At 60.2% G+C, this 18,238-nt stretch carries 16 protein-coding genes; 7 read left to right on the top strand and 9 right to left on the bottom strand.

The window, feature by feature from the left end; genetic code table 11:
- Positions 1-4: 4 nt before the first annotated feature.
- The 3 genes from A4C63_RS15950 to A4C63_RS15960 form a co-directional block, all read right to left on the bottom strand.
- Positions 5-820, bottom strand: coding sequence for a glycine betaine/L-proline ABC transporter ATP-binding protein (locus tag A4C63_RS15950; protein WP_063913509.1), 816 nt, complete (start codon positions 818-820; stop codon positions 5-7).
- Between the two features lie 14 nt (positions 821-834).
- The gene (locus tag A4C63_RS15955; protein ID WP_063913510.1) at positions 835-1,686 is read right to left on the bottom strand and encodes a proline/glycine betaine ABC transporter permease; all 852 of its coding nucleotides are present in this window, start codon (positions 1,684-1,686) and stop codon (positions 835-837) included.
- 75 nt (positions 1,687-1,761) lie between these two features.
- Entirely contained in the window at positions 1,762-2,730 is a 969-nt protein-coding gene (locus A4C63_RS15960; RefSeq protein WP_063913511.1) for an ABC transporter substrate-binding protein, read from the bottom strand.
- 199 nt (positions 2,731-2,929) lie between these two features.
- Here A4C63_RS15960 and A4C63_RS15965 point away from each other — a divergent pair, with 199 nt between their 5' ends.
- The 4 genes from A4C63_RS15965 (at position 2,930) to A4C63_RS15980 (ending at position 7,251) form a co-directional block, all read left to right on the top strand.
- The gene (locus tag A4C63_RS15965; RefSeq protein WP_063913512.1) at positions 2,930-3,844 is read left to right on the top strand and encodes a LysR family transcriptional regulator; all 915 of its coding nucleotides are present in this window, start codon (positions 2,930-2,932) and stop codon (positions 3,842-3,844) included.
- A 163-nt stretch (positions 3,845-4,007) separates the two neighbouring features.
- A complete protein-coding gene (locus A4C63_RS15970; RefSeq protein ID WP_063913777.1) occupies positions 4,008-4,547 on the top strand; it encodes a helix-turn-helix domain-containing protein in 540 nt (179 codons plus the stop codon).
- Positions 4,548-4,552: 5 nt separating this feature from the next.
- Entirely contained in the window at positions 4,553-5,689 is a 1,137-nt protein-coding gene (locus A4C63_RS15975) for an HlyD family secretion protein (RefSeq protein ID WP_063913513.1), read from the top strand.
- Positions 5,686-7,251: a DHA2 family efflux MFS transporter permease subunit gene (locus A4C63_RS15980; protein WP_063913514.1), complete on the top strand. Its 1,566-nt coding sequence runs from the start codon at positions 5,686-5,688 to the stop codon at positions 7,249-7,251. The genes A4C63_RS15975 and A4C63_RS15980 overlap by 4 nt, the downstream gene beginning before the upstream one ends.
- A 71-nt stretch (positions 7,252-7,322) precedes the next feature.
- On the opposite strand, the gene A4C63_RS15985 is transcribed toward A4C63_RS15980, so the two are convergent.
- The 4 genes from A4C63_RS15985 to A4C63_RS16000 form a co-directional block, all read right to left on the bottom strand.
- Positions 7,323-9,761 carry a TonB-dependent receptor gene (locus A4C63_RS15985; RefSeq protein ID WP_063913515.1) on the bottom strand — a complete coding sequence of 813 codons (2,439 nt, stop codon included), beginning with the start codon at positions 9,759-9,761 and terminating at the stop codon, positions 7,323-7,325.
- Between the two features lie 78 nt (positions 9,762-9,839).
- Positions 9,840-10,676, bottom strand: a complete 837-nt coding sequence (locus tag A4C63_RS15990; protein WP_063913516.1) for a FecR family protein — start codon at positions 10,674-10,676, stop codon at positions 9,840-9,842.
- On the bottom strand, positions 10,673-11,197 hold the full coding sequence (locus A4C63_RS15995; protein ID WP_063913517.1) for an RNA polymerase sigma factor: 525 nt from the start codon (positions 11,195-11,197) through the stop codon (positions 10,673-10,675). Before A4C63_RS15995 ends, A4C63_RS15990 begins: the two co-directional genes overlap by 4 nt.
- 74 nt (positions 11,198-11,271) lie before the next feature.
- Positions 11,272-11,676: a MerR family transcriptional regulator gene (locus A4C63_RS16000; protein WP_063913518.1), complete on the bottom strand. Its 405-nt coding sequence runs from the start codon at positions 11,674-11,676 to the stop codon at positions 11,272-11,274.
- Between the two features lie 73 nt (positions 11,677-11,749).
- Here A4C63_RS16000 and A4C63_RS16005 point away from each other — a divergent pair, with 73 nt between their 5' ends.
- The 3 genes from A4C63_RS16005 to A4C63_RS16015 all read left to right on the top strand — a co-directional run bounded on the left by A4C63_RS16005 (position 11,750) and on the right by A4C63_RS16015 (position 15,456).
- Positions 11,750-12,850 (top strand): SDR family oxidoreductase, encoded by a 1,101-nt coding sequence (locus A4C63_RS16005; protein ID WP_063913519.1) that lies wholly within the window; start codon positions 11,750-11,752, stop codon positions 12,848-12,850.
- 171 nt (positions 12,851-13,021) lie between these two features.
- Positions 13,022-14,533, top strand: coding sequence for a diguanylate cyclase domain-containing protein (locus tag A4C63_RS16010; protein ID WP_082888346.1), 1,512 nt, complete (start codon positions 13,022-13,024; stop codon positions 14,531-14,533).
- A 23-nt stretch (positions 14,534-14,556) separates the two neighbouring features.
- Entirely contained in the window at positions 14,557-15,456 is a 900-nt protein-coding gene (locus A4C63_RS16015; protein WP_063913521.1) for a DMT family transporter, read from the top strand.
- Between the two features lie 62 nt (positions 15,457-15,518).
- Here the strand turns inward: A4C63_RS16015 and A4C63_RS16020 are convergent, their stop codons facing one another.
- Both A4C63_RS16020 and A4C63_RS16025 read right to left on the bottom strand, forming a co-directional pair.
- Positions 15,519-16,772, bottom strand: a complete 1,254-nt coding sequence (locus A4C63_RS16020; RefSeq protein ID WP_063913522.1) for an OprD family porin — start codon at positions 16,770-16,772, stop codon at positions 15,519-15,521.
- A 58-nt stretch (positions 16,773-16,830) separates the two neighbouring features.
- Positions 16,831-18,135: a CitMHS family transporter gene (locus A4C63_RS16025; RefSeq protein ID WP_063913523.1), complete on the bottom strand. Its 1,305-nt coding sequence runs from the start codon at positions 18,133-18,135 to the stop codon at positions 16,831-16,833.
- Between the last annotated feature and the right edge of the window lie 103 nt (positions 18,136-18,238).

Below are 18,238 nucleotides of genomic sequence, written 5' to 3' on the forward strand. Positions count from 1 at the left end.
TTCCTTAAAGCGAAGCTACGCGACGCTGCACGAAACGATCGACGTATTCGTCCGCAGGCTGGTAGAGGATTTCTTTCGGCGTGCCGACCTGGACCAGGCGACCGTCCTTGAGGATGGCAATCCGGTTGCCGATACGCACCGCTTCGTCCAGGTCATGAGTGATAAAGACGATGGTCTTGTGCAGGGTTTTTTGCAGTTCCAGCAACTGGTCCTGCATTTCGGCGCGAATCAGCGGGTCGAGCGCACTGAAGGCTTCGTCCATCAGGATGATGTCGGTGTCGGCAGCCAGAGCACGGGCCAGGCCGACGCGCTGACGCATGCCGCCCGACAACTGGTGCGGGTACGATTTTTCGTAACCCTTGAGGCCCACGGTGTTGATCCAGTGCAGGGCTCGCTCCGCGCATATGGCCTTGCTCTCGCCCCGGACTTTCAGGCCGTAAGCGACGTTGTCCAGCACAGTGCGGTGCGGCAACAGGCCAAAGCTCTGGAACACCATGCTGATCTTGTGCCGGCGGAATTCGCGCAGGGCTTCCATGTCGTATTGCAGAATGTCCTCGCCATCGACCAGGATCTCGCCGCTGGTTGGGTCGATCAGGCGGTTGAAGTGGCGCACCAGGGTCGACTTGCCAGAGCCCGACAGCCCCATGATCACGAAGATCTCACCACTGCCGATGGACAACGAGAGATCGTTGACCCCGACCACGCAGCCGGTTTCGGCCAGGACCTGATCCTTGGCTTTATTCTGGCGGATCAGTTTCAGGGCATCTTCGGCGCGAGCACCGAAGATCTTGAAGACATGCTTGACTTCGATTTTGTTCATCGTCTGCGTAACGCTCATTTGCCCACCCCATGCCGTGGTCGGCCATAGGCCTGGGTAATGCGGTCGATCACAACCGCCAGAATCACAATGGCCAGGCCCGCTTCGAGGCCGCGGCCCACATTCAGGGTCTGGATGCCGACCAGGACGTCTTCACCCAGGCCACGGGCACCGATCATCGACGCAATGACTACCATCGACAGGGCCATCATGGTGGTCTGGTTGATACCAGCCATGATGCTCGGCAACGCCAGTGGCAGCTGCACGCCGAACAGTTGTTGCATGCGATTGGCACCGAAAGCGTTGATCGCTTCCATGACCTCGCCATCCACCTGGCGAATACCCAGGTCGGTCAGGCGAATCAGCGGCGGGGCGGCATAGATGACGGTGGCGAAGATCGCCGGCACCTTGCCCAGGCCGAACAGCATCAGTACCGGAATCAGGTACACGAAGCTGGGCATGGTTTGCATGATGTCGAGCAGCGGCATCAACACCGCCCGCAGGCGATTGCTGCGTGCCGAAAGGACACCCAGCGGAATGCCGACCAGGACCGATATCAGTGTTGCTACCAGCATCAGCGCCAGGGTCTGCATCAGCTTGTCCCAGAGACCGACCGCACCAACCAGGAAGAGCAAACCGACGATCACGACAGTGGTCACGACTTTACGAGTGGCGTGCCAGGCAATACCGGCGACGATGGCCAGCATCAGCCACCAGGGCATCGTGCGCAGCAGGCCTTCAAGGTTGACGATGGCCCACAGCAGAGTGTCGGAGATGTGCCGGAACACGTCACCGTAGTTGGTTACCAGCGCATCGACCCAGCCATTGACCCAGTCGGCAATGGAAAACGTGAAGTTCTTGGGAAACATGGGATTCTCTCGAGCAAGTGTATGAAGCGGACTGTCATGCGCCTTGTCCGGCAGGAGCCGGACGAGTTCACACGCTCAGAGTGCCGCGTCCACCTTTTTGGCTGCGTCTTCGCTGACCCAGCTATGCCAGACCTCGGGGTGCTCCTTGAGGAACAACTTGGCCAGTTCCGGCGACTCGATACGATCTTTGCTCATGCGGGCCAGATTCTGGTTTAGCAGATCGATCGGCAGGTTGACCTTTTCCAGCACCGCAACCAGTTCCGGCGCCTGCTCGTGGAAGGCCTTCGACAGGCCCACTTTGATGGTCAGGGACTTATCCACGCCTGGCTTCTCGTCCAGCTTGACCAGGTCAACCATGCCCATTAGCGGCGTCGGCGACCAGTAGTAGAACAGGATCGGCTCGCCACGCTTGTAGCTCGACAACACGGCGGCATCCAGTGCCGGGCCGGTGCCCGGGCGGAAGTTGGTATAGGTGCTTTCCAGGCCGTAGCGCTTGAGCATCTCGCTGTTGTCCAGCTCGCAGGTCCAGCCGGCCGGGCAATTGTAGAAGCGCCCCTTGTCCGGTTCTTCCGGGTCCTTGAATACCTGTGCGTATTGCCCCAGATCGGCGATGGTCTTGAGGTTCGGTGCCTTGGCTTCGAGTTTGCGCCTGGCATCGCCTTCGATCACATAACGCGGCACATACCAGCCTTCGACCGCGCCAACGACCGGCGCGCCGACGCCAACCACCTTGCCGGCAGCCGCAGCCTTGTTCCAAACCTCGCTGCGCCCCACCCACTCTTCGGCAAATACCTGAATATCATTGCTGCTCAGGGCGTTTTCCATGGAGATGGAGTTACCCGGCAAGCTATCGGTATCACAGCCATAACCGTTTTTCAGCACGAACTGCATCACGTCCGTGAGCAGCATCCCGCTTTCCCAGTTCAAACCGGCGAATTTCACCGGTTTGCCAGACTCGCACCAACCGGCCGCCTGGCTGGCGCCAGCGGCCGCCAGCAGCCCGAAAGATAGTGTCGTGGTCAGCAGAGCCTTTGTAATTTTCATTGTGACGCTCCCAAACAAGAACATGGATTGCAGCAGTCGAGGGCATCCGGCCCAAAGAGGGTCGCCAAACGGGCTGATGAGCCTTGCAATCGGCATCGGCGTGGCACCTGTCATCGGTGACCACCGCACAGGAGAAATATTTCACAACCTCAAAAAAGGATAAAATAATATGTCCTGATGTATCACAACGGAAAAAACTATGAAGTTCACACTGCGACAACTTCGCTATGCGCTCGCAGCGGCCAAGCACGGTAACCTGACGACTGCCGCCATGGAGCTTCATGTTTCACAACCCTCCATCTCGGCGGCCATCACCGAATTGGAAGAGGTACTGGGTCAATCGATTTTCGTACGCCAACGTGGCCTTGGCATATCGCTGACCCCATTCGGTCGCACCGTCATGGTCCAGGCCCGTCGCGTTCTGGCAGAGGCTCGGACCTTTGCCGAAATCAATGCCAATGCCGGAGAGTGTGTTGGAGAATTGGTCGTCGGATGTTTTGAAGACCTGGCGCCCTATTGCCTGCCACAGATTGTGCGACGAATGCAGGAGTCCTGCCCGAGGGTGACTGTCGATATGCGCGAAGGCAGCTTCGATTATGTTGGCAAGCGGCTGAGTGAGGGCGCGATAGAGCTGGCAATCACCTACGATCTGGGTCTGCCGCCGAACACGCAATGCACACAGCTGTGTCAGCTGACTGCCCAGGTACTGCTGGCTGCCGATCATCCGTTGGCCAAAGAGCCGCGCGTCAGTCTCAAAGCGCTATCCGAATACACCCTGGTCGTCACCGATCAGGTCCACAGCTGGCAGCATGTGCTGGATCTGTTCAGCTTCTACGATCTCTCACCCGCCGCTGTGCACCGTGTGCGCACCTTCGAGCTGCAGCGTAGCCTCGTCGCCAACGGGTTTGGCGTGGCGCTGATCTATACCCGGCCATTTGGTGACCGTAGTTACGATGGTCAAGCGCTGGTGTGTCGGCCGACTCTGGAGAAGTTGCCAACGCACAGCATCGTATTGGCCCATGACCAGCGCTATCCGCTGACGCCTTCGGCTGAGGCGTTCAAGGAGCTGGCGGTGGCATGGTTCGCGGAACGACCGTCGTTTGCGTCCGAGTGAACAACGGGTGTCGCATGACGACGCTGGCGGGTAATGAGATTCCCTGCACGTAAGTCAATCTGGCCGACCAACGGACATCAAAATCATGGCCATAGTAACTTGCATAATGAAAGTTACTGGCGGATAGTGACTTCATCCCAGGATGACGCCCGAGGCCGATGCCATGAAAAAAGCCAGCTTCCAACCCATGCCTTGCCCCGTAGCCCGTGCGCTCGAGCACATCGGTGATGGCTGGAGCCTGTTGGTCCTGCGCGATGCGTTCTATGGCTTGCGCCGGTTCGATGAGTTCCAGCACAGCCTGGGCATCGCCAGCAATACGCTTACCCGTCGGCTGACCGACCTGGTCACCGCAGGCCTGCTCGAGCGCCGGCCGTACCAGAACAACCCGCCGCGCTTCGAATACCTGCTCACCGAGGCCGGGCGTGACCTGCGCCCGGTGATCCTGACCTTGATGGCGTGGGGTGCGAAGCATGCCGAGGGTTCGCACAAGGTCTACCTGGCCGATGAACGCACCGGCGAGCCTGTCGCCCTGGCACTCATGGACGCCAACACTGGAAAACCCATCACCGTGGACGAGCACCGGCTGTGTATCGCACCCGACGCGGACCCGCTGACCCATTGGCGCGCTGAAACCGGCCAGGCCTACCGCCAAGGCAGCACCTTGGTAAGCCCCTTCCCCACCCAAGCCTCTTCAGAGGGTTGACCGTCATGAATGCTCACGTTGGTGCAGCGCCTGACCCGGTGGACGCCACCGAAGCAGTTGCAAGGAAATCCATCGGTTCAAAGGCCCTACTGCGCACGGCGCTACTGGTGCTCGCGATGGTTGGCGGTGCAGGCTATGCCAGCCACTGGTGGAGCCATGGCCGCTTCATCGAAGACACCGACGATGCCTACGTGGGCGCGGACGTCACCGTGATCAGCGCCAAGGTACCGGGCTATATCACCGAGGTCGCGGTGGTGGACAACCAGTTCGTCAAGACAGGTGACCTCCTGGCGCGGATCGATGTGCGCGACTACACGGCGGCACTGGCCAAAGCGGATGGGGCCGTCGCCGCGCAACGTGCCCGTCTTGCAAACCTCGATGCGGTAGAGCAGTTGCAGCATGCGCTCATCAGTCAGGCCAAAGCGCAGATCGACGCCCGCAGCGCTGAAGCGCAGCGAGCCATGAACGACAAGGTCCGCTACCAGAGCCTGGTCAGCAGCCAGGCGGTTTCCGTGCAAAGCGCCCAACGCGTCGAGGCCACCTGGAAAACGGCGCAAGCCGATCGGGCCCACGCCGAAGCCGGCTGGCTTGCGGCGCGCCAGCAACTGGCGGTGATCGACACGCAACGTCAGCAGACACAAGCCGCGCTGGCCCAGGCAGAGGCAGACAGGGAACAGGCGCGGCTCAATATCGGTTACACCGAACTACGCTCGCCGGTGGACGGCTACGTGGGCAACCGCCGAGCCAAGGTCGGGGCCTTTGCTGCATCCGGCAGTCAGTTGATCTCTGTAGTGCCCGCCCATGGGCTATGGGTGGACGCCAATTTCAAGGAAGACCAACTCGCGAACATGCAAGTCGGCCAGACGGTCAGCGTCACCGCCGATATCCTGCCGGGCCATACCTTCCATGGCCGCATCGAGAGCATCGCGCCAGCCACCGGCGCTCAGTTCAGCGTGCTTCCCCCCGAGAATGCTACCGGCAACTTCACCAAGATCGTGCAGCGCGTGCCGGTGCGGGTGCGCCTTGAGGGCAGCGATGCAGACTTTGGCGCCCTGCGCCCGGGCCTTTCGGTGATCGCCGAAGTCGACACCGGGCCGCAGGCCCTGCCGCAAGCGAAACTGGCATCGGCAGCCCGGCCATGAATGGCGCCCTGCCCGTCCTCACACCCGCACAGAAAGTCACGGCCTTTGCCACCATGTGCGTGGGGATGTTCATCGCCTTGATCGATATCCAGATCGTCTCGGCATCGCTCAAGGACATCGGCGGCGGGCTCTCGGCCGGTGCAGACGACATCGCCTGGGTGCAGACGGCCTACCTGATCGCGGAAATCATTGTGATTCCCTTGTCGGGGTGGCTGTCACGGGTCATGAGCACGCGATGGCTTTTCGCGGCATCGGCGGCCGGCTTCACCCTGACCAGCCTGCTGTGTGCATTGGCCTGGAACATCCAGAGCATGATTGCCTTTCGTGCCCTGCAGGGCTTTCTTGGCGGGTCGATGATCCCGCTGGTGTTCACCACCGCGTTCATCTACTTCACCGGCAAGCAGCGGGTGATCGCTGCCTCGGTCATCGGTGCCATCGCATCGCTCGCCCCTACGCTGGGCCCTGCAGTCGGTGGCTGGATCACCGACGTGTCGTCCTGGCACTGGTTGTTCTACGTCAATCTGGTTCCTGGCCTGTTCGTCACCATCGCCGTACCGCTGCTGGTCAAGGTCGACCACCCCAACCTGCACTTGCTCAAGGGCGCTGACTACCTGGGCATTGGTTTGATGGCGGTGTTTCTCGGTTGCCTGGAGTACACCCTGGAGGAAGGCCCGCGCTGGAACTGGTTCAGCGATGCAACGATTTCTGCCACCGCCTGGGTGGCGGGCATCAGTGGCGTACTGTTCATCTGGCGCAGCCTGAAGATCGAAGACCCCATCGTTGACTTGCGTGCCCTGCGCGACCGCAACTTCGCCTTGGGCTGCCTGTTTTCCTTCATTACCGGAATCGGCATTTTCGCCACGATCTACCTCACCCCCCTGTTCCTTGGCCATGTGCGCGGCTATGGCGCGTTGGATATCGGCCTGGCGGTGTTTTCCACTGGCGTGTTTCAACTGCTGGCGATTCCGGTGTATGCCTTTCTCGCCAACCGTGTAGACCTGCGCTGGATCCTGATGCTGGGATTGGCACTGTTCGGCATTTCGATGTGGGATTTTTCTTCGATTACCCATGATTGGGGCGGCAAAGAGCTGCTGCTGCCTCAAGCCATTCGCGGGTTTGCCCAACAGATGGCCGTGCCGCCGACCGTGACCCTCACCCTGGGTGCGCTCTCGCCTGCACGCCTCAAGCTCGCCTCGGGCTTGTTCAATTTGATGCGCAACCTGGGTGGCGCGCTCGGGATTGCGGCTTGCGCCACGGTACTCAACGACCGTACCAACCTGCATTTCCTGCGCCTGGCCGAGCACCTGAACGTTCAGAACGAGACGATGAACGCCTGGCTCGAGCAATGGAGCAGCAACGCCCAAGCCCTGGGCCAGGACAGCCTGGATGCCAGCCATACCGCGCTGCGCCAGCTCTGGGCATTGACCTGGCGCGAAGCGCAAACCCTGACCTACGCCGACGCTTTTCTGGTGATCATGGTGTGTTTCGCGCTCGCCACGGTACTGGTGCCGTTGATGCGCAAGGTACAGCCCCCGACACAGCCTTCCGCCGACGCCCATTGACCCTTCCCGAAGCGCCCTCTTCTTTCCGTCGAGCGCCGGGCTCGTCATCGGCCCGGCGATCTTTTACAACCTTACCAATCATGCGTATAGCTGGCAGTCAACACAGTGCCCGGTGCCGGCAAGTGGCTGGTGTTGTTGTTATTACGCAACAACTGGCTGTAAAGCGGGTAGTAGTCGCGGTTGAACAGGTTCTGGATGCCGACGCTCACCTTGTCATCAGGGGTGATCTGGTACTGGCTGACCAGGTCCACTGTCGTATAGGAACTCACCTGATGTCGGCCAAAGCTGTCCACGCCATCGAGCCTGTAATCCTTGGCGTCAAAGAACGTGGCTTGCAAGCGGTTGCTCCAGTCCAGGGTCGGCTTGTACTGGACGTAGGCGGTCAGTTTCAGGGGCGGAACGCGATAGCCGGTCATGTCTTGCCAGCCTTTGCCGTCCGGCTTTTCTCGCCCACGCATCCAGGTCGCACTGCCCCCTGCGCCCCACACCGCATCGTCCGATAGCCAGTCGGCACTGGCTTCAGCACCGTAGATGCGCTCCTTGGTGCGGGTCAGAATCAGGCCATTGTTGAAACTTTGCACGTCCCCCAGTTTGGAGGTGGTGTAGAACAGGGCCAGGGTGCCCAGGGTGTTGCTGCCCAGCTCACCTCGCCAGCCAATCTCATAGTTGTTGGTTTTGACCGGTTCCAGGTTCGAGGCCCCCAGGTCGAAGCCACGGCGCGCATTTCGCAACTGGATGCCCACGTCGGGCAACTGGAAGCCCTGGCTGAAGGAGGCGTAGATTTCCTGGCCGAGTACCGGCGAATAGACGATGCCAAGGTTCGACAGCACCGCATCGTAGTGAATGTCGCCACCCTTCACCGCCACAGGGGAGGCAGCCCTGGATTCGGACAAAGGAACAAAGTCATCGAATTCGGCGGTGGAGTATTCGTAGCGCAGGCCACCGTCGACCGACCAGTGCTCATCGAAGCGATGCTGAAGCTGCGCGAACGCACCGGCGCTTCGGGTCTTGAGCGGGGGCATGTAGGTGAGCTTGCCGGTCTTGTCGAAGACCAGGCCGCCACTGGCGTCATAAGCCGCTGGGTCGAAGACATCCAGCGGCATGTCGCTGCGCTCCTGGTTATAGTCGCCACCCCACACCAGCTCGGTACTGCCGCTGTCGCCAAGTGGCGTGCGCAGGGTCAGGCGGCTGCCGAACACTTCGCTGTTCTGCATGATCTGGTCCACGTTGCCGCCACGGGTAGCAACGGCCCGGGCGTCGAACGGCGTGAAGCGGGTGAAGTAGTCCCGGTAGTACATCTGGGCAGAAAGCCGGCTGCTGAGAATGTCGAGATTCTCGTACTCCAGGTTCAGCAGTGTGTTGCGAATGCGGTTCTGTTCGTCGAGATCCAGGCCCTTGATCGCATTGGCCGGCACCGAGCCTGCGGGGAGTTTCGCGACGCTTGGGTCTGTAGCGTAGTCGGTGTCCTGGCGTGCATCGTAGTGGCTGACGGCAAGCTGGATTCGCTGGTTCTCGTCGATGTGCAGCCCCAGCTTGCCGCCAATGTTGTAGATGTTCGAATCGAACAGGTCGCCTTGACTGGGCTCCGGAGCAATCCGGTCGCCGTGCGCATCGTACGAGGCACCGATGTGGCGGGTGCCGAAGTCGAACGAGTAGTCCACCGCGCCCTGAGAGCCTGCAAAATACTGCTGGAACTGGCCCCCCAGGCCATCGCTGCCCAGGCGGGTAAGTGGCGAAGTGGCGCTCAGGCTGGTTTCGGCACGGCTTTCACCGCCAGCAGGTCGTGTAGTGATGGAGATGATGCCCCCCGTGGCGCCGCTGCCGTAAATGGCGCTGCTGCCACGGATGACTTCGACCCGCTCGATCAGCGCCGGGTCGATGTTGGCCAGGTTGCGCGAAGAGTCGCGGTTGGTATTGAGCGGCACCCCGTCGACCATGACCAACATGCTGCGCCCACGCAGGGTCTGGCCATACTCGGTGATGGTGCGGCTGGAGTCGGACATGCCCGGAATCGCCTTGGCCAGTACCGTGGCCAGGCTCTCTGAACCCTGGCGTAGCTCCTGCAGTTGTTCATGCTCGAGAACGGTGGACTGCCGCGTCGCGGACACCAGGCTACTGCTGGTGCGCGAGGCCGTGATTTCCATCTGCGCCATTTCCACGGGTACGCTTTGGTTTTTGGACCTGGGTGCAGCGGTGCCTTGCGCGATGATGACGAAGGTGCGCTCATCCTTGGCCTGTGCTTGCAAGCCACTGTCCTTGAGCAGCGTTTGAAGTGCTTCCTCAGGTGTGAACCGCCCCTTCACCGCGGGCACGTTTCGGCCTGCACCGAGATCGCTGGCAAAGATGATCTGTACCGAAGACTGCTGTGCAAGGGCGTTGATGGCCTCCCCAAGCGGCGCAGCAGGGAGATCCACGTTCACCCGTTCCCGGCCCTGGGCCGACATTGCGATGAGCAGGCTACTGGCAAGCAATGACAGGCGTAGTTGGCGACTGCGGAGGGGAAAATGCACTTCTCGAGTTCCTTTTTTTGGTTGGGCTTTTTTCAATAGCCGCCATGGGAATCGAGAAACCCTACCTGCGCTTGAGAATTATTTTCTTGTAGATTTACGTTGAATCCGGACGCTGCCATCCTCTTGTTTCAGCACGGCGACGGGCAGGATGCTCGGTAACAGATCCAGCAGCAGGTCGACATTGTGCGCCTCGAAGACCCCTGTCACCTTGAGTGCAGCCAAGCTTGGGTCGCTCAGCTCAATGGATGCCTTGCGATAGTGACGTAGCAACGACACCGCTTCATCCAGCGGCGTCTGCTCGAACACGATGCGATCATCTTTCCAGGCCATCGCCTTCAAGGCGTCGACCTTCGCCACTGGCATCAGTTGCCCGCCAATCGAGTCGACCTGTTGCCCTGGCCTGAGGGTGACAGGCGCTTGCGCCGCAGCTGCCACGGTGACGTCCACGCGCCCACGGGCCAGGGTCACACGAACCGCCTCGTTATCCAGGCGGCGAACATTGAACAGCGTACCGAGCACCTCGACTTTCGCCAGGCCAGCAGACACTACGAAGGGGCGGTACACGGCCGAGGACACATCGAAGAGGGCCTGCCCAGCGCGCAGGTCGACTTCGCGGCTGAGCAGGCGCCATCTGATATCGACGTGCGTGCCACTATCGAGCAGCAGTTTGCTTCCATCGCTCAGCAGCACAGCGCGCCGCTCACCAATAGCGGTAGCGAAACCCTCGTTCTTATAGGCGGGGTTCAGCCAGGCAAGGGCGGCAAAGGCGATCGCAACCGCTAGCGTGATACCTGCTGACTTTACCGCTTTAGCGGGCGCAGGCCTGGACGGCGGCAGGGGGAACAGGTGCTTGAGCTCTTCACGGTGTCGCCCAAGAGCCTCGTCCAGTGGCGCCTGTTCGGGCTGCTTCGTCATGGTTGCACCTCATCGCGGCCAAGCCGTTGCCTGCACGCCGCCAACCCCAGGCGTAGGTGCTTTTCGACTGTCTTGATGGAAATGCCGAGGCGAGCGGCTACCTCTGCCTGGGGAATTTCGTGAACTTTATGCATGACGAAAACGGCCTGGCAGCGAGGTGGGAGGTCTGCGATAGCGCTCACGAGCAGTTGAAACTCGCGCTCGCTGTCATACCGGCTCATCGGCGTGGCTGCCGGGCAGGCTACCTCCGGAAGCTCTGAAACTGCCTCTACCCAGGCGCCTCGCCGGCGATCGCTACGATAGCGACTCACGGCGGTGTCGTTGGAGATTTTTCGTAGCAACGCCAGCGGGGTCCGAACGTTTTCTTTCTCACCGCGCTCAAGCAACTGCACACACACGTCATGCACTACATCGCGCGCCATGCTTCTGTCGCCGAAGCGTCGGCGAATGTGGTCCACCAGGTCGTCATAGTGACGTACCAATGTAGACAGCAGCGTCGGTTTGGCGGGATCGAGCGACACGATGCATCCTGAAAAGAGGTAGGCCCCGAAAACAAGACGCAAGTGTAAATGAGAAATAGTTGCGAATAAACAAGCTACAGCGTCGGGCCATGCAAATTCACAGTAAGGTCAGGAACAGTCAGTCCGTTGGCAATGGCGCTGGCTTCAAGCTTTGCACGCTCCGCATCCAGAAACACATAGGCGGCCTGCAGCGTGGTGATCTTCGCTTGAATTTCGGCCATCTTGCTGGCGACGAGGACCGCGCCTTGCGCGCAATCGATCGTATTGCCCCGCTTGGCTACAAGGATGTCGCCGATCTCGGCGAGTGAAAAACCGCCGCTCTGGGCACTCTGGATAAAGGCCAGATCAATAATGGTCTGGTCGCTATAGCTGCGGTAGTTGTTGGCTTGTCGATGGGCCACGATTAGCCCGAGTTGCTCGTAATAGCGCACTGTATGGCGACCGATTCCACTGCGGCGCTCCAACTCACCAATATTCACAGCAAAAATCCCTTGACTGTAGAGTACGCTCTACACCTTAGCCTGCGCCAATCATCCATACAAGGGTTCAGACATGAGCGTGGAATGCTTCGTCACAGGCGGCAGTGGGTTTGTGGGTCAACACTTGTTGGCCCACCTTACTGCAACAGGGCACACGACCCGGGTACTTATGCGTAACCCCGAAAACATCGAGCGCCTGAGAGCCCAGGTCACCCGACTGGGCGGTGACCCTGCCTATATCCATGCAGTTGAAGGCGATATCAGCAGGGAGGGGCTTGGACTCAGTGAAGCAGACAAGCAATGCGTGTCTTCAGCCGCTGTAGTCTTCCACCTCGCGGCGCAGTTTACCTGGGGCCTGACAATGGAACAGGCCCGCGCAGTCAATGTACAAGGAGCGCTGAGAGTCGCCAGGCTCGCGGCGAGCCTGCGCGTCCGATTACTGATGGTAGGCGGCTATATGCTGCAGAACCTCACCCACCTTGCGAGTATCGGGGTTGATAACGAACGCCCTGAAAACACCAATTGGCCCGCAGTCTACAGCCGAGCAGGTGGCTACGAAGGCAGCAAGCTGGAGTCCCATTTTGCAGTCATCCGTTACATGCAGGAGGTGGGCGCGGATTACTCGATCGTTCATCCTGCTACGGTGTGTGGCCACAGCGAGAGTGGGCACATCCCTGAAGGACAACCCCTGGCCGAACTGATTCGAAATCTGGCCCAGGGCCGGTTCAAGGCTGTCCCCGGTTCCGCCAGGCACTGGTTGCCGTTGGTCAGCGTCGACTACCTGGTGATGATGATGACCTGCGTGGCGTTCGACCCCTCGATGGCCAACCGGGAGGTCCTGGCGCTCTATGAGCACACCCCGAACTTGCAGGGTATGCTCGAACAACTGGCAAAAACGCTGAAGATCAAGGCACCCCGCCGCCATGTACCGATAGGGTTGCTCAAGTGGCTATTGATGATTCCCGGACTGGCAGCCCGATTCGCGATCAGCGCCGAGTCATTGAACTTCATTCAGACACAGCGCTTCGACATGCGTAACAGCCAGCAATTGGAACGAAAGTATCAGTTGGCACATCCCGACATGGCGCGAACGCTGGAGAAAACCGTGCGCTACGTCCAGGGTTACTTGCCTGATTACCATGCTGACTCTTCTGAAAACCCGGTTGGAAGATAACGACTCGCGCCCTCAAGGAAAACTTCAGCTCGCGTAATTCTGTCGGACATTCCAATAATTTAGGTGCTATATTTTTGGGCATGGACCAGATAGTTACATCCTGACCGTTTGGTTAGTTACAGCGTGTCGGCGCTCAGCTTGGTCTTTAGGGAAAAAGGCGTGTGAATTGACGTGAAGCGTGACATCCACCTTGTTGTGCTACTGCTATCGGTCATAGGTTGTTCTCTCGCCTCGCTAACGCTGTGGAAGGTCATGGCCTCTCGCGAGCGCGCCTTGGAAGACATCAATGTCCATGGCCTGAACCTGACCCAGGCACTGTCCACCTATTCGGAAGGTATCGTCCGGCAGAGCTCGATGCTGTTGCTCGGCCTGGTCGAACGCCTGGAAACCGAGGGCGCCGAACCTGCACAGATCGAACGGCTGGGTCAGCTGGTCAAGCGTCAGCAGCCATTGATGCCGCCAATGAGCGGCATCACCATCTATGCCAAGGATGGGCGCTGGCTCATGTCGTCCAACCGTCCGACTCCCGTCGGCGCCAACAGCAGCGACCGGGCCTTTTTCATCCACCACCGTGACGACCCGTCCCGCGACCCCTTCATCGGCTTGCCAATCCGAAGCCGCGTCACCCAGGAATGGGTGATCACCATCAGCCGGCGATTCAACGATGACCGCGGAGAATTCGCCGGTGTTGTTGCCATGACGCTTGGCGTGGAGAACTTCCTGCAGCTTTTCGGCAAGCTGGACGTTGGCCATGACGGTGCCATCGGGCTGACCTTTACCGATGGCTCCATGCTGGTGCGCTATCCGTTTCGGGAACAGGACATGGGGCGCAACTTTTCGAAGTCGCCAATCTTCGCCAAGTACCTCATCGACCAGTCAGCCGGCACCGCGTCATTCACCTCCAGCCTGGACGGCGTAGAACGCCTCTATGCGTTTCGCAAGAGTGACAAGCTACCCCTGGTGACAACGGTCGCGCTGGGCAAGCAGGAAGCACTTGCAGCCTGGCGGCTCGAGGCGCTGCTGTCGTCGCTGGTGGTCGCTGCGCTGCTCGCACTGACCGGAACCATTGGCTGGCTGCTGATTCGAGCCATGAGCCGGCGAAGCGCGGTCGAAAACGAACTGCGACTGACCCAACAGCAGTTGCTTGAGAGCAACCAACAGCTCGAACGCCAAGCGATGCATGATGCGCTGACGGGGCTTGCCAACAGGCGCTGCTTTGACGAAGCGCTGACCCAGGAGATCCGCATGGCCCATCGAGATGGGACCACGCTGGCGCTGCTGATGATCGACATCGATCATTTCAAGCGCTACAACGACACCTATGGGCATCCGGCTGGCGATGCCTGCCTGCAGCAGATGGCTCACCTGCTCTCCTCCTGCATCCGCCGCCCTCGCGACCTGCTGGCACGCTACGGGGGTGAGGAAATGGCTGTGATCCTGCCCGATACCGACAACGATGGGGCAACCGTCGTTGCCAGGCTGATGCTCGAGCGCCTGGCCTTGCAACATATCCCTCACGAAGGCAGCCCTTTCGGACAAGTAACCGCCAGTATCGGCATCGCCTGCTCCGATGGAACAGCCCTCGACAGCCCGCCGTCACTAATTGAACGCGCCGACCAGGCGCTCTATATCGCCAAGCAAGCGGGCCGCAATCGCCTGCATATCGACGGGGCGAATGTATAAAGCCAATGACAAGGAAAGTATTGATGCAATCTCATTTCGGCAAAGGCGTCCTCTTTGCACTCTGCGCCGCAGCATTGAATGCAACGATCGGCGTACTCAGCAAGGTGTTGATGAACAGTGGATTCAGCTCCAGCAGCATCGCCCTGATAAAAACCGTACTTGGCTGCCTGCTGCTGTCAGCCTTGCTCATGTTCCTCAAGCGGCCCCTGCATACGGCCAAGTGGCTCCCTGCGGCCGTTTGCGCCTTTCTCGGCATTTTTGTGCTGTTCCACTTTGAAACCTCAGCCTATAGCCATTACGCCGCGGCAGGTGTCGTGGTGATCCTGATGGCGAGCGCTTCCATTTCTTCGATACTGCTGGGACGGATAGTCCTCAAGGACCCAATCACCGCCAACGCGACAGTAGGCGCCGGATTGACGATAGCCGGTATTGCCGTAATCTTTGGAGCCGACCTGGAACAAGGCTTCACGCTGCAAGGCGCAGTGCTCGCTTCGATCGGAGGCTGCGGTTATGGCGCATTTTCGGTTGCCATGAAGCGCATGGGCGTTTCCGGGGGGCTGCATTTCACTCGCCAACTGTTGTTTTTCGGCAGTCTTTACCTGCTGATGCCGGCTGCGACCGATGGGTTCATCATCGGAGAGCTTTCGTTGGCGGCGGTCATGGCATTGCTGGCTCTGGCTGCGTTGCCGACCATCCTCGGCTTCTTCTGTACCACCAAGGCCATCGAGTATCTGAAGCCATCGCAAGTCCAGGCACTGGAACTGACTGAACCGCTGTTTGCCGCGCTGCTGGCGTTCGTGATCCTCAATGAGGTACCTCGAGATACCTTGTACCTTGGGGCCGGGTTGATTCTCAGCGGACTGTGTTTCTCCAACGAGCTGATCCGGTTAGGCAAGAAAGCGCCACAGCCGTCCGGAGCGTGATTCGTTTTTCTGCCTGCACCTGGCGAGCAAGCGCTCCAAGAGCGCATGCTCGCGCTGGCGCATTACCAAACCGCTATATCGTAGGTCAGATAGATCCGGTTGCTGTCGCGACCTCGGGAAAAGTCAGAACGGTAGACATAGTTGCGAAGTTTCACGCCCAACCCTTTCACCGGCCCGGATTGCACCACGTAGGCAAGCTCCACGTCACGCTCCCACTCGCTTAGCCCGGCATCAGCGGAGCGACCGTTGTCGCCGCTCAGGTAGCGCGCCATGAACGTGAGCCCGGGGACACCGGCCGCGGCAAAGTTGTAGGCATAGCTCGCCATCCAGGTTTTCTCTTCCTCCTCGATGAATTTGCCGATACCCACGTTGCTGAACGAGTAGACCGTCGCACCGCTGACGTACGGCAGCCCGGCCTCGCCGTCGAGCACCTGGTAACCGGCACCGACCGTGTGCCCGGTGTGTGTGTAGGACAGCTGCCCGCTGAACATGTCATTGTCGATCTCGCCACCGTGAGCGGCTCCGCTGTCGCGGCTCTTGAAATAGCGCAAGTCGGTGGTGAACACCCCGCCGGCCAACGGCAGGTCATGGACCAGGCCGACATAGTCCTGGCGGTAGAAGTGTTCGAGCTGGCCGTGGAAGTAGCTCAAGCGCAGCTGCTTGCTGACGGCATAGTCGGCACCGGCAAAGTTGAAATCGCCAGACTCCCCGCCGCTGTAGCCATCCAGGAACAGGCCAGTGCTGTCGGAGGAGTCGCGCTGTTTGAAGCGGTCCAGGTGGCCGGCAGTCAAGGTCAGGCCATCGACATCGTTACTGGTCAGCTGCGTGCCTTGGTAGGTCTGCGGCAACAACCGCGCATCGTTGTAGACCAGCACCGGCGTCTTGGGCAGCAAGGTGCCATGCTTGACCACGGTCTGCCCCAGTCGCGCCTTGGCCGTCACCCCGGCACTGGCGAACTCGTCAGCCGCACGGCCATCGTCATGGACCGGCAGCAAGCCGGTACCGCTGCGGCCGCGGCCCGAATCAAGCCGTACGCCTACAAGCCCCAGGGCATCGAGCCCCAGGCCCAGCGGGCCTTGAGTGAACCCCGATTGGTAGTCCAGCAAAAAACCCTGTGCCCACTCCACCCGCTCGCTCTTGGCAGTTGCAGCAGCGCGGGCGCTCATGCCTTGTTCGTCACGGAAGTTTTCGTTGAAGTAAACGTTGCGCAGCTGCAATTTGAGCTTGCCGTCGTCGATGAATCCGGCAGCGCCGGCCACAGGCAACCAGCCGCAGAGCAGGCCACAGGTGGCCCCACGGAAAACAGTTCGGGACATGTTCGGTACTCTGTTGTTGTTCTTGGATGAGGTGGGCGCCAGCGGCGCCCCATGCAGATCAGACGAAGAAGGACAAGGCACCCGTGACCAAGGCCAGCGCGGTGATGACCAGCGATGTCAGCACCGCCCATTTCACGGTGGCCTTCTGGAAGTCACCGATGTCGCGATCGACCATGCCCACCAGCAGCAAGGTCGAGGCCACCAACGGGCTCATCAGGTGCACCGGCTGCCCCAGCACCGAGGCGCGGGCGATTTCAACCGGGTCGATGCCATAGGCGGCCGCGGCGTTGGCAAGGATCGGCACCACGCCAAAGTAATAGGCGTCGTTGGACAGCACGAAGGTCAGCGGCATGCTGGTCAGCGCCACCACCAGCGGGAACCAGTGGCTCCACGCGTCGGGAATCCAGTCGACCAGGGTCTGCGCCAAGGCATCGACCATCTTGGTGCCAGAGAAGATCCCCGCGAAGATGCCTGCGGCGAACACCAGCAGCACCACGGTCATGGCGTTGCCCGAATGGGCGAGGATGCGCTCCTTCTGCAGATCCAGCTGCGGGTAGTTGATCATCAGCGCCGCGACGAAACCGATCATGAACAACAGTGCCGCGTGCATGACACCCATCACCAGAGCCGTCATCACGGCAATCACCAGCACCAGGTTCACATACGCCAGCCGTGGGCGCTTGTGCGGGTTATCACCGAGGATTTCCTTGATGTAGCAGTTGCCGCCACCCGACTCCAGGGCGATGTTGCCGATGCGTCGGCGCTCGGCGCGGCCCAGCAGGTAGGCGGTGAACACCACCCAGGCCGCACCGCCGATCACGGTCGGCAGCATCGGGATGAAATACTCGGTCGCATCCAGACCGAGCGCGGCAATGGCCCGGGTGGCCGGCCCACCCCAGGGGCTCATGCCACTCATGATGCTCAGCGACAGCATGGACACCGTTGCCAGTATCATCGGGTTCATGCCAATGCGCTTGTACAGTGGCAGCATGGCCGCGCAGGTAATCATGTAGGTGGTGGTGCCGTCACCATCGAGCGCCACCAGCAGGGACAGCAGCGCAGTACCGATGGCGATCTTGATCGGGTCACCATTGACGCGCTTGAGGATCTTGCGGATCAACGGGTCGAACAGGCCGGCATCGATCATCAGGCCGAAGAACAGGATGGCGAACAGCAGCAGGGCCGCCGAGGGCGCTACCATCTTCAAGCCATCGAGCATCATCTTGCCCAGTTCGGGGGCGAAGCCACCGATCACTGCAAAGACAACGGGTACTACGGTGAGCGCAACGATCGGTGACAGGCGTTTGCTCATGATCAGGTAGGTGAAGGTCACCACCATGATCAGGCCCAGGAGTGCGAGCATGGTCTTATCTCTTGTTTTTATTCTATTGCGGCCATCGCCAAGGCAGACGGCCCCCTACCCCACTCGACATCGCTGGGATGCTGAGTGGGATTCTAAGTCAACA

Source organism: Pseudomonas sp. p21 (genome assembly GCF_001642705.1).
Lineage (GTDB): Bacteria > Pseudomonadota > Gammaproteobacteria > Pseudomonadales > Pseudomonadaceae > Aquipseudomonas.

Excerpts from the sequence above, each read along its gene's own strand:
- A4C63_RS15950 (WP_063913509.1), bottom strand. The coding sequence starts at position 820 with ATGAACAAAATCGAAGTCAAGCATGTCTTCAAGATCTTCGGTGCTCGC.
- A4C63_RS15955 (WP_063913510.1), bottom strand. The coding sequence starts at position 1,686 with ATGTTTCCCAAGAACTTCACGTTTTCCATTGCCGACTGGGTCAATGGC.
- A4C63_RS15960 (WP_063913511.1), bottom strand. The coding sequence starts at position 2,730 with ATGAAAATTACAAAGGCTCTGCTGACCACGACACTATCTTTCGGGCTG.
- A4C63_RS15965 (WP_063913512.1), top strand. The coding sequence starts at position 2,930 with ATGAAGTTCACACTGCGACAACTTCGCTATGCGCTCGCAGCGGCCAAG.
- A4C63_RS15970 (WP_063913777.1), top strand. The coding sequence starts at position 4,008 with ATGAAAAAAGCCAGCTTCCAACCCATGCCTTGCCCCGTAGCCCGTGCG.
- A4C63_RS15975 (WP_063913513.1), top strand. The coding sequence starts at position 4,553 with ATGAATGCTCACGTTGGTGCAGCGCCTGACCCGGTGGACGCCACCGAA.
- A4C63_RS15980 (WP_063913514.1), top strand. The coding sequence starts at position 5,686 with ATGAATGGCGCCCTGCCCGTCCTCACACCCGCACAGAAAGTCACGGCC.
- A4C63_RS15990 (WP_063913516.1), bottom strand. The coding sequence starts at position 10,676 with ATGACGAAGCAGCCCGAACAGGCGCCACTGGACGAGGCTCTTGGGCGA.
- A4C63_RS16005 (WP_063913519.1), top strand. The coding sequence starts at position 11,750 with ATGAGCGTGGAATGCTTCGTCACAGGCGGCAGTGGGTTTGTGGGTCAA.
- A4C63_RS16015 (WP_063913521.1), top strand. The coding sequence starts at position 14,557 with ATGCAATCTCATTTCGGCAAAGGCGTCCTCTTTGCACTCTGCGCCGCA.
- A4C63_RS16020 (WP_063913522.1), bottom strand. The coding sequence starts at position 16,772 with ATGTCCCGAACTGTTTTCCGTGGGGCCACCTGTGGCCTGCTCTGCGGC.
- A4C63_RS16025 (WP_063913523.1), bottom strand. The coding sequence starts at position 18,135 with ATGCTCGCACTCCTGGGCCTGATCATGGTGGTGACCTTCACCTACCTG.